Genomic DNA, 13,614 nt, shown 5'->3' on the forward strand with positions numbered 1-13,614 from the left:
TCACTTGGATGCGCCGCATAGTCGCGGAACCATCACTCCGGGCCGACGTTATCGCCCGTCACCGGAGGTTCGCCATGCAGACTTTTTTCGGAATGATCCTGGGCGCGTTGCTGCTTGCGGGCGGCGTCTACGTCTATGATTCCATGCAGACGTCGTCAGTCGCCAAAGGCGACATCGCGACCACCAACCGAACGATCGTGAACTGGGACGTCGCCAAGGCCGATTGGGATGCGCTGCGCGATCGCGCGCACAAGGACTGGGTCCGGATCTCGTCGAAGTAATTTCGTCCGATCGACATGAACGAGGCGCCGTCGCAGACCCGCGACGGCGCCTTTGTATTGCGTCCTGAAATATCGCCGGCTCAGTTCATCTTGGCCTTGCGAGCGTCGGCGATGACCTGCTCGAACTCGGTCATGCTGAGCACGCCGGGCACGCGATACTTGCCGACGATGAAGGACGGGGTGCCCTGGAAGCCGAAAGCTTCAGCCTGCTCGTTGTTGCGCTTGAGGATGGCGTCGATGTCCTTGGCGTGGCCGGTGAGATCGCGCTTCAAGCGATCCATGTCGACCCCGGCAGCCGCGAGCAGCTCGTTGATGCGCGGCTCGGTCAGGCGCGAGCTGACGCCGATCAGGGCGTCATGGGCCTGGTGATACTTGCCCTGGAACTTGGCCGCCAGCGCGCTCCGCGCCGCGGTGACCGAAGCCGGCCCGAGGATCGGCCAGTCCTTCATGACCAGCCGCACCTTGCCGTCGTCCTGGACCACCTGGCGCAGCTCGGGCTCGAGCTTGCGGCAATAGGGACAATTGTAGTCGGACCATTCGACGATGGTGATGTTGCCGTCGGGATTGCCTGCGACCGGCGTGTCGGGATCGCGCAGCACCTTGGCTTCGGTCAGCACCTCGTCATCGCCGGTGGCGGCGCGCGCCGAAACGATCCCACCCACGGCGAGAGCGCCCGCTCCGATCAGCGTCAAGGCTGCGCGCCGGCTCGGCCCAAGGCCATTATTCCCAAATCCAGTCATATCGTCCCGTTCCGGTCCCGTCTTGCGGATATACGCCCGCGCACCGGTCATTGTTACGGGTCATATAGAATGCCGCGGGCGCGATTGCCACGCGAATCGCGTCCGGCTCAACTAAGCCGCCGGCAGCATCGCCATCAGGGTCCCGCTCATCGTGGCGATCGGCGTGATCTTGCCGTCATGCTCGGCGTAGGCCTTTGCCTCGCAGAAGGTCAGCGTGCGGCCGGGCTTGACCACTTCGGCCTTGAAGACGAAACGCTCGCCGCGGGCAGGCGCGAGCAGCGTGGTCTTGAATTCGACGGTGAGGATACCGGCCTCCGCCGGCATCAAGCTGAAGGCCGCAACGCCGCAGGCGTTGTCGAGCCCGGCCGTGATGATGCCGGCATGGATGAAACCATTCTGCTGCGTGAGGGCCGGCGCATGCAGCATCGCCAGCTCGACCTCGCCCGGCGCGAGCCGGACGATCACGATACCGAGCGTGCGCATGGCCGGTTGGGCATCGAACATGGCGATCGCCGCCGCGCGATAGCCCGGGTTTTTCGGCTCGAATGCGGTCATGGCTCACACCTCGGCTGGTTCGGCAAGATGCTTCAAGGCAGCTTCGCGAATGCAATCGGCGAACGGGGCGGACTTGCGGAGCTGACGGTCCATGTGCACGCCGGTGATCTCGCACGTCGCCGCGAGCTCGCCGGTCTCCGCATTCGTCATGTCGTGCCGGAAGCGGATCGACTTGTCCCTGATCTCGAGCAGATGGCTGCGGATCTCGACGATGTCGCCGGCGAGCAGCTCGCGCTTGTAGGCGATGTTCTGCTGCACCGCGGCCATGCCGCGGCCGGAGATGCGCAAATAGCTCGGCGTCAGGCCGAGACGAGCGAACAGATTCCAATTGGCCTCGTCGAACTTGCCGACATACCACATGATGTTCATGTGCCCGACATGGTCGCATTGCCACGGATAGACCGTGCCGCGATAGGTCGCCTCCTGCTCCATCGCATTTCCTCCCGCAATTTCGTCCTTGCTCGTTGATACGGTAGCGTATCAAACCCGTGTCACGTTAGCAATACGGCACCGTATCAAGACCGGGTGAGGCTTTCTTCATGAGCGACGGCAAGGGCGACGTCTGGGTCGAGGCTGGGTTTGCCGAGCTCGCCCGCGCGGGGGTGGAGGGCGTCCGGGTCGAGGTGCTCGCCAAGAATCTCGGCGTCACCAAGGGCGGCTTCTACCGGCGCTTCGCCGACCGCGCCGCACTGCTCGAGGCCATGCTCGAAGCCTGGCGCAAGGGCCGCATCGCCGCGATCGCGCAGCAGACGAGCCTCGACGGACAAGCGCCCCGCGAGCGGCTGAAGGCGGTGATCCAGCTTTATTCCGAGCGGCTCAATCCAGAAGGGATGGCGATCGAGCTCGCGATCCGGCAATGGGCCCGATCGGAGGACAACGCCGCGGCGGCGGTGGCGAGCGTCGACGCGGCGCGGCTCAGGCACGTCGGCGACCTCTATCGGGCGACCGGCCTTGCGACCGAAGAGGCCGATGCGCAGGCCTTTCTGTTCTACTGCTTCATCTTCGGCCAGAGCCTGTTGTTCGTCGAGAGCGGTCCGCGCAAGCGGTCGCAGCTCGTGGCGAAATCTGTTGAGAAGCTGCTCGACTGAGCATGATCCGGACCCCAAGGGCCGGGTGAGCGCAGGTGTTCTGCCAAGATCATGCGCGAGAATCAAGGCGAATCGGCCGGAGCCTTGCTCCGGCCTTCGCTGCGAAGCTCAGGCGGCGCCCTTCAGCTTCTTGGTGCATTCGCTGTAATAGCCGCCGCCTTTCTGAATCCATTTCAAGCCGCCGTTGCCGTTGGTGGACTTGTTGGCATTGTACTGGTCGACGCAGGTGTGCAGGCGCGCCTTGCCGGGCGTCTCCTTGGCATATTTCGGATCGACCGCGTTTGGGTAGACCGCAGGACCGGCCGGCAGGGCCGGCGCGGCGGCGGGTGCCTCTTCCTTCTTGGCCTGCTTCGGCTCCGCGGGAGCTGTGGGCGCAGCCGCTGTCGGCGCAGCGGCGGGCGTCGCATCGGCACCGCATTGGGCCTTGCGGAAGTCATTCCACTTCATGGTGCCGAGCGAGCCGTCCTTCTTGGCGGCCTGGTACTTCGCGCTGCACTCCTGCGCTGTCAGTGCCTGTGCCGGCGCGCTCGTCAGCAATGCCGCGACACCGGACGCTGCGATCGCATACAACAATTTCGTCTGAATGGTCATCCCTGGGTCTCCTGCTTGATCTTCCCCGACGGAAGTGAATTGAGGATTGCTATCCTAGCGTGCCGGCCGCTTGCGACAAGGATGCGATGGGTTGCGCCGGCAAAATATAGTGATCCTGCCGCTCAACTCATTCATGTCGCGTTCAGCAACGCGAGCCAACGTTCCAGCCCTTCGCAATTCTCGCAAGCAGAGTGCACCACATGACCTTCACGTCCCGCCTCGCCGCCGTTGCTCTCGCCTCCCTGCTCGTCACCGGCACCGCTTTCGCGCAGACCGCCGCGCCGGCCGCCAAGACCGACACTGCCGCCACCGTCGACGACAAGAAGGCAACGAAGGAGCGATCGGCGGAATCGCTGGAATGCTCCAGGCAGGCGGACGCCAAGGGATTGAAGGGGAAGGAGCGCAAGAAATTCCGTCGCGAATGCAAAAAGGAGGCGAAGGCCGGCAGCGCAGTCGCCGCTCCCGCAGCCGACAAGAAATAAGCCCGTCACGATTCCGTCCGAGCCTCCGCGGAAGGCCTCGCGCATTGCGGCATGATGAGCCTGCAATTGTGCGCCTCGCGCTGATTTGCGATAAGGTGGCGTGAAGCACATCACCGCCTCCCTGTCGTTCGAATGGCCGAGCCGTGCCACGATCCTGAGCACGGTGGAGACGCTCGTCATCGGCACCGCCGGCGGCCTTGTGTTTCTGCTCGCCGGCCTTCCCGGCGGGCTGATCTCCGGCTCGATGATCGCGGTCGGGATCGCCGCGATCGCCGGCCGCCAGCTGACCTTGCCGCCGATTTTGACCCAGACCGTGCTGGTGCTGCTCGGCATCTCGCTGGGCTCGGTCGTCTCGCGCCATTTGCTTCAGCAGGTCAGCGCCTACCCCGTCACCATCGGCCTGCTTGCGCTCGCCACGTTCTGCTCCACGTTCGGGTCGAGCTATTACCTCCAGCGCATGCATGGCTGGGACCGCACCTCCGCTTTCCTGGCCGGCAGTCCCGGCGCGCTGTCGCAGATCACGATCCTGGCGGTCGAGCGCGGCGCCGACCTGCCGGGCATTGCGGTGGTGCAGACCATGCGCGTCATGATCCTGACCGCCGCGCTGCCGATGGTGCTGGCGATTGCAGGCGTCACGCCCTCCGCTGCACCGTCGTTGACGACGACCATCGCCTCGCCGCTCGATCTGCTCGAGTTGGCCGCCGCGTCGCTGGCCGCGGCGCTCGTGTTGCGGCTGATCAGGTTTCCCGCGAGCTGGATGTTCGGCGCGATGATCGCCTCCAGCGTGCTGCATGGTGCCGGATGGGTCGAGGGCGGCCTGCCGGACTGGGTGCGTGGCGTTGCGCTGATCGGGATCGGCGCACTGATCGGCAGCCGTTTCGCGCGGATGCGGATCAAGACGCTCGCCGGCCACCTCCGCGCTGCGCTGGGCTCGTTTGCCGTGGCCATCGCCGTCTCCGCCATCTTCGTTGCCATCGTGGCGCTGACCACCCCGGTGAAATTCTCCGACGTCGTCGTCGCCTTCGCGCCGGGCGCGATGGACGCGATGCTGGCGCTGGCCTTGACGCTGCACATCGACCCGATCTTCGTCGGCGCCCACCACCTGTCGCGTTTCGTCTTCGTGACGATCGCAACGCCGGGCATCGTGCACCTGTTCGGGCGCACGCAGGACGACGTGGATGATTGAGCTTTAGCGCTTCGCGGTCCGCACGAATCCCCACGCGGCGATCGCGGCCATCACGAGCGAGATCAGCACGTTGTAGCCGGCGAGCGACAGGCCGAGGAAGCGCCATTGCACCTCGTCGCAGCGCACCACCTTCACGGTGTCGAGCTTCGACAAGAGATCGGCGGCGCTGCCGAGGTTGACGACCGGACCGGAGCAATCGGTCGGCCCCTTCCAGAACCCCCATTCGACCCCGGAATGGTAGGCGCCGAGGCCGGCATTGGCGAGCGTGGCCAGGGTGAGGATCGCCAGCCCAGCCAGCAGCAGCGGCCGCGGCGCGCCGCTTCGCGCCGCCAGCGCCGTCAGCACACCGAGCGGTATCGCAAGGTAATAGGCGTAGCGCTGCTCCAGGCACAATGGGCAGGGCAGGATCTCCAGGACGAGCTGGAAGAACCAGGCGCCCGCAATCGTGGCTGCGCCGATCAGCGTGACCAAGGCCGCGGCGGTCAGCGCGGGGCTCGTGGCGCCCGGCTTGAACGCAGGTATGGCGGCACTCTGGGTGGTCACGGCAGCCTCTTTCGTATCTCGCGCGCCCTAAGCCTCTAGCCCCGGCCCATGCGGCTGTCGAGAACGGCCGGGATCACTTTGGCGCGGGTTGACCCCGTCCCGTCCATGGCTATAGTCCGCCGGCTTCGCGACGCCGCCTATGGGGCCGACCGAGGGCCCCTGTGGCGGAACTGGTAGACGCGCTCGACTCAAAATCGAGTTCCGCAAGGAGTGCTGGTTCGATTCCGGCCAGGGGCACCACGCTTCGCCCTTTGGGCTTCGCGTGGGGGCTAGAAGGGCGAAGCGTGTCCGGCGAAGCCTCTTGGCGAAGTCGGACTGGTTCAGCAAACTCGAACTACGACCCGAGCGTTGCTGCGAGCACATCGGCCAGGCCACGCCCGGCGCTGCCGTCTTCATCCAGGCCCGGATTGTAAATGGTGATCTCCAGGCCGACCGCCTTGCCACTCGCCAAGCCAACCCGGAGCACGGTCGATAGCTCGTCCCACGACAACCCACCCGGCACGCGAAAATCGACAGCCGGCATGATGGCATCGTCGAGACAATCGGCGTCGAGATGGATGAAGAAGCCGTCCAGCTCGGCTCGCATCAGGTAATCGACGGCTTCGCGTGCAGCGGCCTCGATGCCCCGCGCCCGCACAGCCGGAAGATCAAGCACCTTGAGCTCTTCGGGAAGCGGCTGGCTTCCATATTCCGCCTGATCCTGGTGATCGCGATATCCAAACGCCACAATGTCTTCAGGGCGGACCAGAGGACCGTGACCTTCGATGTCGGCCAGGAGGGACGGGCCGTAGCCGGAAACGAAGGCAAGGTCCATCGAGGCGCCCTCACCATTGGGCTCCGCCTCGGGCTGGAAAAAATCGGCGTGGCCGTCGATGAACAACAGGCCGTAGCGGCCGCGCCGTCGAAGCGCGAGCATCGAGCCCAGCAAGATCGTGCAATCGCCGCCCAGCACCAGCGGAAACTCGCCCGCGACAAGCACCGCTTCCACCGCGTCGGCGAGCTGGGGCGACCACGCCGCTATTGCGCCGGCGTTCAAGATGCCGGTCTCGGGATCCGGCACCGGATCTTTCGAAGGCACCACCAGCCGCCCGGCGCGGCGTGCGCCGATGCGCTCCGCAAGTCGAAGCTTCAGCAGCTGTTCGGGCAAGCGCTCCACGCCGTCGGTCGCAAGGCCGAGCGTCGAAGGCGCTTCGATAATTGCATAGGGCATGGTCGGCATGGCGCCTTCCCGCTCGCGACTATTGTGCCGAGTAGGTCACGGCCTCGATCTTGTGACCGTCTGGATCGCGGACAAACGCCCCATAATAGTTGAGGTCGTAACTCGGCCGCAGCCCGGGAGCGCCAGCGTCGCTGCCACCATGCTCTAATGCTGCTGCGTGGAAGCGATCGACCATCGCGCGGTTCTCGACGGCAAAGGCGATATGACTGCCGTTACCCACGGTCGCGGGTTTTCCATCGATCGGAACTTGAACGCTGAAGTGAAACGTCCCGCTTCCGTAGCCCAGTCCACCCTCGTCCTCGGCCATCGGCGTGATCCCGACGACCGGCAAGACCGCATCGTAGAAGCGCTTCGCACGCTGAACATCATTCGTACCGACGGAGACATGATGGATCACAACGACCTCCCGTTCCGGTGTTGCTTCGTAACGGTGAGCTTCCGGTCGTTGTTCCGCAGAGCCGCCTGCGGTTCTACCCACCACGAAGCAGATGCCGGGAACCCCGCCCCCGAAGTTGCTTTATCTACAAAGGAAGCAAGACATGGACACACGCGTCAGACATTGCAGGGTCCGGATCGGATCCGTGGATACCTTCTACCGAGAAGCCGGTCCTGAACGCGCGCCCGTCGTTCTGCTACCGCACGGCTATCCCTGTTCATCCTACGAATTCCGCAATCTGATGCCGCGACTGGCCGATAAATGGCGGCTGATTGCTCCCGACTATCCCGGGTTCGGCTATAGCGGGACACCTGATGACTTCGATTACAGCTTCGACGGCTATGCCGCGTGGCTCGACCAGTTCGTGAAGCAGCTGAAGATCGAACGCTTCGTGATCTACCTTCATGATTTCGGCTCACCGATCGGAGCCAGGCTGGCGATCATGCGGCCTGAAAGGGTGGTGGCCCAGATCATTCAAAACGGCGACATACCTTACGAAGATGCGCTTGGCCCGGCATACGCCGACATCGAGAAGTTCTGGTCACTGCCCGATCAGGAGATGCGTGCGGCGATGAGGGAAGCTATCACTGAAGAGAATTTCCGCGACGAGTTCCTGAATGACGTGCGTGCGGATCTGGCTGGGCTCATCGCGCCGGACCTTTGGCGATTGCACTGGTCGCTGATGACCGAGCGGCGGAAAGACGCCGCCGCAGACGTTCTGTTTGGCCTCAAGGCGAACCGCCAATGGTTTCCCGAGCACCGCCGATATCTTCAGCAGCACAAGCCGCCAACATTGATCCTGTGGGGGCCGCAGGACCATTACATGCCTGAGGAGTCAGGGCGGGCCTATCTCCGCGACCTGCCGGATGCCGAACTGCATTTCCTGGATGGCGGCCATTGGCTGCTCGAAACCAACCTCGATGAGGTTGTCGCGCTGACGCGATCATTTCTCGAACGGATCGAACCTTAACGGGCAACGACAGCGCTTTTGTCGCCAACCGGCACCGGCGCGGGCGGCAAGCTTCCCCGATCGTCCCGGGACGTTCGACTTCCCCCAGATATTCCCTATATCGTGCGGCAACGATCTTGACGCAGCGGACCGCTTCGATGGCCAGGAGACGCACGACGGACACGGACGACCTTCCCCGCTATTTCGTCTGGGTCCGGGGGCTCGAAGGGCCCGAGCCGCAGAAATGGACGGCGATGGATTTCGGCGTCGGCGATTGGAAGCGGCCGCTCGTGCTGGCCTATTTGGAGCTACCGGAAGACGAACGGCCGCTGTCGCTATCGGTCCTGGCGCGGCGATATCCGCCGCCGCGGGTTGATCTTTCGTAAGCTGGATTGGCGGCGGCACTCCGTCGCGCGGCAACGTTGGGTCGGCACATGGCAGTCCCGTGACTTTCCCGCCCCCATGATTATGGGTGTCACCGTCTTCGGGCTGCGGTTAGACTTGCCTCGCGCCGCGGGGGACACGCGGATCGCGGGACCATGATCATGACCGAACAAGGCGAGACGGGTGAAGCCATCACCATCCTCCTCGTCGAGGACGATGCGCCGACCTGCTGGCGGCTGCAGGATGCGCTGGCCAAGGCCGGTTACGAGGTCCGCAGCGCCGGTACGCTTGCGGAGGCGCGGCAGGCCCTCGCCGCCGGGGCGCCGCGCGTGCTGCTGACCGACCTCCGACTGCCCGACGGCCACGGCGTCGAGCTGATCCGCGAGATGCGGCAGCGCTTCCCCGACACCGAAATCATGGTGATTTCCGCGCTCGGCGACGAGGAAAGCGTGATCTCCGCGATCACGGTCGGCGCCACCGGCTACCTGCTCAAGGACGCCTTCCCCACCGACATCGCCACCACGGTGCGCGATCTGGTCGCGGGACATTCGCCGATCTCGGCCTCGATCGCCCGCTTCATCGTGCGCAGGACGCAAGGTGCCGCGCAGAATTCGGCGGAGCCGCCGCCCGGCCCCGCGCTCAATACGGCAAGGCTCACCCCGCGCGAGATCGATATTCTGTGGGGCATCGCCAAAGGCTTCAGCTATGCCGAGATCGCGAGCCATCTCGGCCTGTCCAAACAGACCGTCCCCGGCCATATCAAGAACATCTATCGCAAGCTCGAGGTGCATACGCGCAGCGAGGCGGTGTTCGAGGCGGTGCAGCAGGGCCTGATCAAGCTGTGAGCGAGATCGCGGCCAAAGCACCTACGAAGGCACCGACACGCCCGCGGCGCCGGCTAATCGCCTCGCGCCTCGTGCCCTATCTGCTGCTTCAGGCGCTGATCGTGATCGTCACGATCCTGGGGATTCGGTTGCTGCAGCCGAGCGATCCCGACGACTACGCGGTGGACGATTTCTCGGCGCGGGAGGACGGTCTGACGCGCCCGGTGACGCTGCCCCATTTCACCTCGTCGCGCTATTCGCTGGCCGACCCGCCGATCTACGCCGGCACCTTCACGTTCCGGAGCGGCGATGCGGCCTCGGGCTGGTCGGTGTTCCTGCCGCGCTTCAGCAACGCGGTGGAGGTCGCCGTCAACGGCGTCGTCGTGCTCGACTCCCGACGCGACACCAACGCCAACCGGCCCGACCGCAACACGCCGCAGATCGCCGCCATCCCCGCGTCGCTGCTGCGCGAGGGCGGAAACGAGATCACGGTGCGGCTGTTCGTATGGGGCCCGCTCAAGGGCTTCCTCGACACCGTCTATGTCGGGCCGGATGCCGCCTTGCGCCCGGCCTATGAGACACGCACGCTGCTGTTCGTCACCCTGCCGGTGGTGTTTTCCGCCTGGCAGGCGATCCTGGCCGTCATCCTCGCGATCATGTGGCTGATGCGGCGTCACGAGCCGGTCTATGGCGTACTGGCGACGGCGATGGTGCTCGGCGTGGTGCAGGCATTCGCGCCGCCGCCGGTGCCGCCGGCTACGGTATCGCACCTGGCCGCGGTGCTGCTGGCCTCCGCACCGATTGAGAGCGCGCTGATCGTCGTGTTCGGCGTGCTGTTCTTCGGCTGGCGCTGGCCGCGCTACGGCACGCTGCTGTTCGTGCCCGGCGTCCTCGTGTTCGTGGTCGGGCTGATCGGGGGCCCGCCGCTACCGCGCATCCTGTTCCTGGTGCTCGGCATTCCCACCGTCGGGCTCTGCCTGTTTCTGATGGCTTGCGTCACTGCAACCGCGGTGGTGCGACGGCAAGACGCGGCGAGCTTCACGATCGGCTGCGCGGTGACCATCGTGCTGGTCTGCTGGGTCCAGGACATGCTCACGGTGCTCGACATCGTGAGCAACGATCGCATCTTCGTCTCGCGCCTGTCCTATTCGGCGATGCTGGTCGCGATCGGCGCCGGGCTGACCTGGCGCTTCGCCCGCGCCTTGAACCAGGTCGACAGCTTTGCCGGCCAGTTGGTGACGCGGGTGCGGGAGGCCGAGGAGCGGCTGAAGGCGAGCTTTGCCCGCGAGGAGGAGCGCGCCCGCGCGGCGGCGCTCGCCAACGAGCGCACGCGCCTGATGCGAGACCTGCACGACGGCCTCGGCGGCCAGCTGGTGAGCATCGTCGCGCTGTCCGAACGCGGCAGCACGGGCGCGAGCATCACGGACGCCGCCCGCGCGGCGCTGAAGGATCTCCGTCTCGTGATCGATTCCATGGACGACATTGGCGGCGACCTGATGCTGGCGCTCGGCTCCTGGCGCGAGCGCGCCACGGCCCAATTGCGCCCGCACGACATCACGCTCGACTGGCGCGTGGCGACGCCGCAGGGCCTGCCGCTGCATCCCGAGCTCAGGCCATGGCACGTCGTCCAGATCGTGCGCATCCTCGACGAAGCCGTGACCAATGCGGTCAAGCACGCGCAGGCCCGCCGCATCGCGGTGACCATCGACACGTTCGACGCGGGCCAGGGGCCGTATGGCGTGATCAGCGTGACTGATGACGGAGGCGGCTTTGCGCTGGCCGGCAATGGCGAGGCCGCGGGGGCCGGCCAGACCGCGCGCGGCCTGCGCAACATGAAAAGCCGCGCCGCGCGCTGCGGCGCGGTGCTCGACCTGACGTCTGATTCCTCCGGCACGCGCGTGCGGCTGAAATTGCCGCAACGTTTTCCCGACAGCGACATGGCCGCGGGCTGAAAGGGCCCCCTCCCCGAACGTGTGGGGCGCACGGAGAGAGGGGACGGGCCGGGTAAAATTGCCTGCGGAGGACGGGGGGTCGTCCGCAGGCCCCTTGGCCCGAAGCGATGCATCAATTCAATGAAGCGGAAATATCAGCGCACGCCGACGCGATTGACCGGGCCGCCGCGATTCATCGGCGTGCCGGCACGCACACCGACACCGGGCGCGCCGACACCGGGGGTCGCGACGGCAGCCCGCGCGACCGGCGCTCCCACCACCACGGCGCCAGTCGGCCGCACCACGCAGCCCTTGGGCACGCCAACGGTCTTGCAATAGACCACGGCCTGCGCCGGGCTCGTGCCCAGCGACACCGTCGCCGCGCCCGCCAGCGCCATGACCGTCAGCCCTGCGCCCAGCGCTCCAGCTCTCTTCGACATCTTGCTCTCCTGGTTCCGTTCGGCGTCCCGACGCAATCACCAGGTCTCGCAGCCGAGGTGCAGCCTGAATGACAAAAGTCGGCGCGCGGATACATGCCATGAAGATGGGGGTACCGCGGGCGGGAGGACTGGCCGCTGCCATGAACATGGCATGGACCGGCGCCCGGCCTTTGCGGAATGGTCCGGCCCGATTGATCCCGGTCGGGACCAACGAGAATTCCAAAGAGGTGCTCTATGAAGATTTCGGTTCTTGCCGCGCTGCTGCTCGCAGCTGCCGCCCTGCCTGCTGCCGCACAGTCCGGTCCATCTGTGCAGGAGCAAATGGCCTGCCGCGGCGACGCCAGCAAATTCTGCGCCGAGCATATCGGCAAGCCGCCGCAGATGAACGCCTGCCTGCGCGAGAACAAGTCGAAGCTGTCCGATTCCTGCCGCAAGGTGGTCGAATCGCGCGGAGGCTAGTCCTTGATCCTTCTCTCTTGGAAGAAGCCAGAGAGGGCGGCGCTCTGCCGCCCTCTCGAAAAAATGCCAAAGGCGCGCCGCTATTCCTGCATCATTTCGCCGCTTCCGCCGAACTCGGCGGGAAAATCCTTCAGCTTGGGCAGGCCATCGCGCATCGGCAGCACGGTCTCGGCATAGTTGACGTGGACGCTGGGCGTGAACGCGAGGGTGGGGATGGTGGCGGCGAAAACGTCGACCAGACCGAGCGGCGGATGGTTGGTCATGAGATGGCCACCGCACTTCCTGCAATATTTGCGCTGGCTGAGCGGCGTCTTGACGAAGGTCTCGACATTCTGAGCGCCTTCGATGATGCGCACGGCTTCCGGCTTCCAAAGGCTGAAAGCGTTGACCGGACCGCCCGACCACGAGCGGCAGGAGCGGCAATGGCAATAGCCCATCGCCTCCGGCGCGCCCGTGACCTCGACCGTGACCGCGCCGCAGAAGCAGTTTCCGACATGTTTCATTTGGACGTCTCCCTTTTTCTGATGGATCGTTATCGCGCGTCGGCGCCCCGCGCGCCGTTTCGATTGGATGCGCGGGGCTTGACCTAGACTATACCGACCGGCGCCAGGGAATAAGCATGGAGACGCGTTGCTTGTACTGCCGGTACTCGTCGCCGAAGAGATCGACGAGATCGCTCTCCTCCAGCGCGATGCCGACGAAGATGTAGAGCGTGGTCACGGCCGCGAACAAGAGATGACCCGCGGTCATGACTGGCGCCGCCCAGAACGCGATGATGAAACCGAGATAGATCGGATGGCGGACGAATTTGTAGAGCAGCGGCGTCTTGAAACGCGGCGGCTGCATTTCCTTGCCGACGAGATGATTCGTCACCTGATGCAGGCCGAACAGTTCGAAATGGTTGATGATGAAGGTCGAGGTGAACACCAGCACCCAGCCAGCGAAGGACAATGTGACCAGTGTCACGGCAAGATCGGGGTTCTCGACCTCCCATATGACCGCGGGTAGCGGACGCCACTGCCAGAACAGCAGGAGCAATGACAGGCTCGCGAACAGCACATACGTGCTTCGCTCGACCGGCTTGGGGACGAACTGCGTCCACCATGCCTTGAATTGTTGGCGCGCCATCACGCTGTGTTGAACCGCGAACAGCGACATCAGCAGCAGATTGATGACGACCGCGCGAACGACGGGCGCTTCGGCACCGGTATCGATGGTCTTGGGCACCATCACCCCCATGACGAAGCCGATCGCGTAGAGAATGGTGACGAAAAACACGAGATATGCCGCAATTCCGTACAGAAAGGCGATGAACCTGAAAATACGAGAGCCCGTAACCTCCGGGCCGAGAGAATGAACCTGATGATCAATTTGGGTCATGAAACACTCCGTTGTGCCGAGGCATCGACACGGTTTGGTCTTCGCACCATGCCGGATCGGACGTCCCGCGGCTTTCGCGGACGATTGATTTTCGCCTGAGACGACTTTGATTTTTGCTTGAGACGA

19 protein-coding genes and 1 tRNA gene are annotated in these 13,614 nt (G+C 64.9%); 10 read left to right on the top strand and 10 right to left on the bottom strand.

All coding sequences use genetic code 11. The features are described from left to right. The first annotated feature begins 74 nt into the window (after nucleotides 1-74). Nucleotides 75-281, top strand: coding sequence for a hypothetical protein (locus tag I6F16_RS27240; RefSeq protein WP_035996755.1), 207 nt, complete (start codon nucleotides 75-77; stop codon nucleotides 279-281). Between the two features lie 80 nt (nucleotides 282-361). On the opposite strand, the gene I6F16_RS27245 is transcribed toward I6F16_RS27240, so the two are convergent. The 3 genes from I6F16_RS27245 to I6F16_RS27255 all read right to left on the bottom strand — a co-directional run bounded on the left by I6F16_RS27245 (nucleotide 362) and on the right by I6F16_RS27255 (nucleotide 2,008). Beyond that, complete coding sequence (locus I6F16_RS27245) at nucleotides 362-1,021, bottom strand: DsbA family protein (RefSeq protein WP_225113023.1); 660 nt, start codon at nucleotides 1,019-1,021, stop codon at nucleotides 362-364. A gap of 111 nt (nucleotides 1,022-1,132) precedes the next feature. Continuing rightward, nucleotides 1,133-1,576: a PaaI family thioesterase gene (locus I6F16_RS27250; protein WP_225113022.1), complete on the bottom strand. Its 444-nt coding sequence runs from the start codon at nucleotides 1,574-1,576 to the stop codon at nucleotides 1,133-1,135. 3 nt (nucleotides 1,577-1,579) lie between these two features. Then, the gene (locus I6F16_RS27255; RefSeq protein ID WP_035996751.1) at nucleotides 1,580-2,008 is read right to left on the bottom strand and encodes an acyl-CoA thioesterase; all 429 of its coding nucleotides are present in this window, start codon (nucleotides 2,006-2,008) and stop codon (nucleotides 1,580-1,582) included. 107 nt (nucleotides 2,009-2,115) lie between these two features. Here I6F16_RS27255 and I6F16_RS27260 point away from each other — a divergent pair, with 107 nt between their 5' ends. After that, nucleotides 2,116-2,664, top strand: a complete 549-nt coding sequence (locus I6F16_RS27260; RefSeq protein ID WP_225113021.1) for a TetR/AcrR family transcriptional regulator — start codon at nucleotides 2,116-2,118, stop codon at nucleotides 2,662-2,664. A gap of 108 nt (nucleotides 2,665-2,772) precedes the next feature. Here I6F16_RS27260 and I6F16_RS27265 read toward each other — a convergent pair whose 3' ends face one another. Next, nucleotides 2,773-3,255, bottom strand: coding sequence for a hypothetical protein (locus I6F16_RS27265; protein ID WP_035996745.1), 483 nt, complete (start codon nucleotides 3,253-3,255; stop codon nucleotides 2,773-2,775). Between the two features lie 200 nt (nucleotides 3,256-3,455). Here I6F16_RS27265 and I6F16_RS27270 point away from each other — a divergent pair, with 200 nt between their 5' ends. Next, entirely contained in the window at nucleotides 3,456-3,737 is a 282-nt protein-coding gene (locus I6F16_RS27270; RefSeq protein WP_036020676.1) for a PsiF family protein, read from the top strand. 100 nt (nucleotides 3,738-3,837) lie between these two features. Then, nucleotides 3,838-4,923 (top strand): AbrB family transcriptional regulator, encoded by a 1,086-nt coding sequence (locus I6F16_RS27275; RefSeq protein ID WP_225113020.1) that lies wholly within the window; start codon nucleotides 3,838-3,840, stop codon nucleotides 4,921-4,923. A 3-nt stretch (nucleotides 4,924-4,926) separates the two neighbouring features. Here I6F16_RS27275 and I6F16_RS27280 read toward each other — a convergent pair whose 3' ends face one another. Next, nucleotides 4,927-5,466: a disulfide bond formation protein B gene (locus tag I6F16_RS27280; RefSeq protein WP_109142230.1), complete on the bottom strand. Its 540-nt coding sequence runs from the start codon at nucleotides 5,464-5,466 to the stop codon at nucleotides 4,927-4,929. Nucleotides 5,467-5,621: 155 nt separating this feature from the next. On the opposite strand from I6F16_RS27280, the gene I6F16_RS27285 reads away from it, so the two are divergent. Next, a tRNA-Leu gene (locus tag I6F16_RS27285) sits at nucleotides 5,622-5,706 on the top strand. A 94-nt stretch (nucleotides 5,707-5,800) separates the two neighbouring features. Here I6F16_RS27285 and I6F16_RS27290 read toward each other — a convergent pair. Both I6F16_RS27290 and I6F16_RS27295 read right to left on the bottom strand, forming a co-directional pair. Beyond that, the gene (locus tag I6F16_RS27290) at nucleotides 5,801-6,685 is read right to left on the bottom strand and encodes an arginase family protein (RefSeq protein ID WP_036020669.1); all 885 of its coding nucleotides are present in this window, start codon (nucleotides 6,683-6,685) and stop codon (nucleotides 5,801-5,803) included. A gap of 19 nt (nucleotides 6,686-6,704) precedes the next feature. Further along, entirely contained in the window at nucleotides 6,705-7,082 is a 378-nt protein-coding gene (locus I6F16_RS27295; protein WP_225113019.1) for a VOC family protein, read from the bottom strand. 142 nt (nucleotides 7,083-7,224) lie between these two features. Between I6F16_RS27295 and I6F16_RS27300 the strand changes: the two genes are divergently transcribed. The 4 genes from I6F16_RS27300 (at nucleotide 7,225) to I6F16_RS27315 (ending at nucleotide 11,230) form a co-directional block, all read left to right on the top strand. Beyond that, nucleotides 7,225-8,091 carry an alpha/beta hydrolase gene (locus tag I6F16_RS27300; protein WP_036020665.1) on the top strand — a complete coding sequence of 289 codons (867 nt, stop codon included), beginning with the start codon at nucleotides 7,225-7,227 and terminating at the stop codon, nucleotides 8,089-8,091. Between the two features lie 137 nt (nucleotides 8,092-8,228). After that, nucleotides 8,229-8,456 carry a hypothetical protein gene (locus tag I6F16_RS27305; protein ID WP_036020661.1) on the top strand — a complete coding sequence of 76 codons (228 nt, stop codon included), beginning with the start codon at nucleotides 8,229-8,231 and terminating at the stop codon, nucleotides 8,454-8,456. 159 nt (nucleotides 8,457-8,615) lie between these two features. Next, entirely contained in the window at nucleotides 8,616-9,299 is a 684-nt protein-coding gene (locus I6F16_RS27310) for a response regulator transcription factor (protein ID WP_036020692.1), read from the top strand. Further along, the gene (locus I6F16_RS27315; protein WP_036020659.1) at nucleotides 9,296-11,230 is read left to right on the top strand and encodes an ATP-binding protein; all 1,935 of its coding nucleotides are present in this window, start codon (nucleotides 9,296-9,298) and stop codon (nucleotides 11,228-11,230) included. Before I6F16_RS27310 ends, I6F16_RS27315 begins: the two co-directional genes overlap by 4 nt. Before the next feature lie 134 nt (nucleotides 11,231-11,364). Here the strand turns inward: I6F16_RS27315 and I6F16_RS27320 are convergent, their stop codons facing one another. Beyond that, a complete protein-coding gene (locus tag I6F16_RS27320; RefSeq protein ID WP_036020657.1) occupies nucleotides 11,365-11,649 on the bottom strand; it encodes a hypothetical protein in 285 nt (94 codons plus the stop codon). A 234-nt stretch (nucleotides 11,650-11,883) separates the two neighbouring features. Here I6F16_RS27320 and I6F16_RS27325 point away from each other — a divergent pair, with 234 nt between their 5' ends. Then, nucleotides 11,884-12,108 carry a hypothetical protein gene (locus tag I6F16_RS27325; RefSeq protein ID WP_036020653.1) on the top strand — a complete coding sequence of 75 codons (225 nt, stop codon included), beginning with the start codon at nucleotides 11,884-11,886 and terminating at the stop codon, nucleotides 12,106-12,108. An 80-nt stretch (nucleotides 12,109-12,188) separates the two neighbouring features. Here I6F16_RS27325 and I6F16_RS27330 read toward each other — a convergent pair whose 3' ends face one another. Next, nucleotides 12,189-12,611 carry a GFA family protein gene (locus I6F16_RS27330; RefSeq protein WP_035996716.1) on the bottom strand — a complete coding sequence of 141 codons (423 nt, stop codon included), beginning with the start codon at nucleotides 12,609-12,611 and terminating at the stop codon, nucleotides 12,189-12,191. An 88-nt stretch (nucleotides 12,612-12,699) separates the two neighbouring features. Next, nucleotides 12,700-13,488 (bottom strand): methanethiol S-methyltransferase, encoded by a 789-nt coding sequence (gene mddA / locus I6F16_RS27335; protein ID WP_035996713.1) that lies wholly within the window; start codon nucleotides 13,486-13,488, stop codon nucleotides 12,700-12,702. Nucleotides 13,489-13,614: the final 126 nt, after the last annotated feature.

It is taken from the genome of Bradyrhizobium sp. IC4060 (assembly GCF_020193715.1).
GTDB classification, from domain to species: domain Bacteria; phylum Pseudomonadota; class Alphaproteobacteria; order Rhizobiales; family Xanthobacteraceae; genus Bradyrhizobium; species Bradyrhizobium yuanmingense.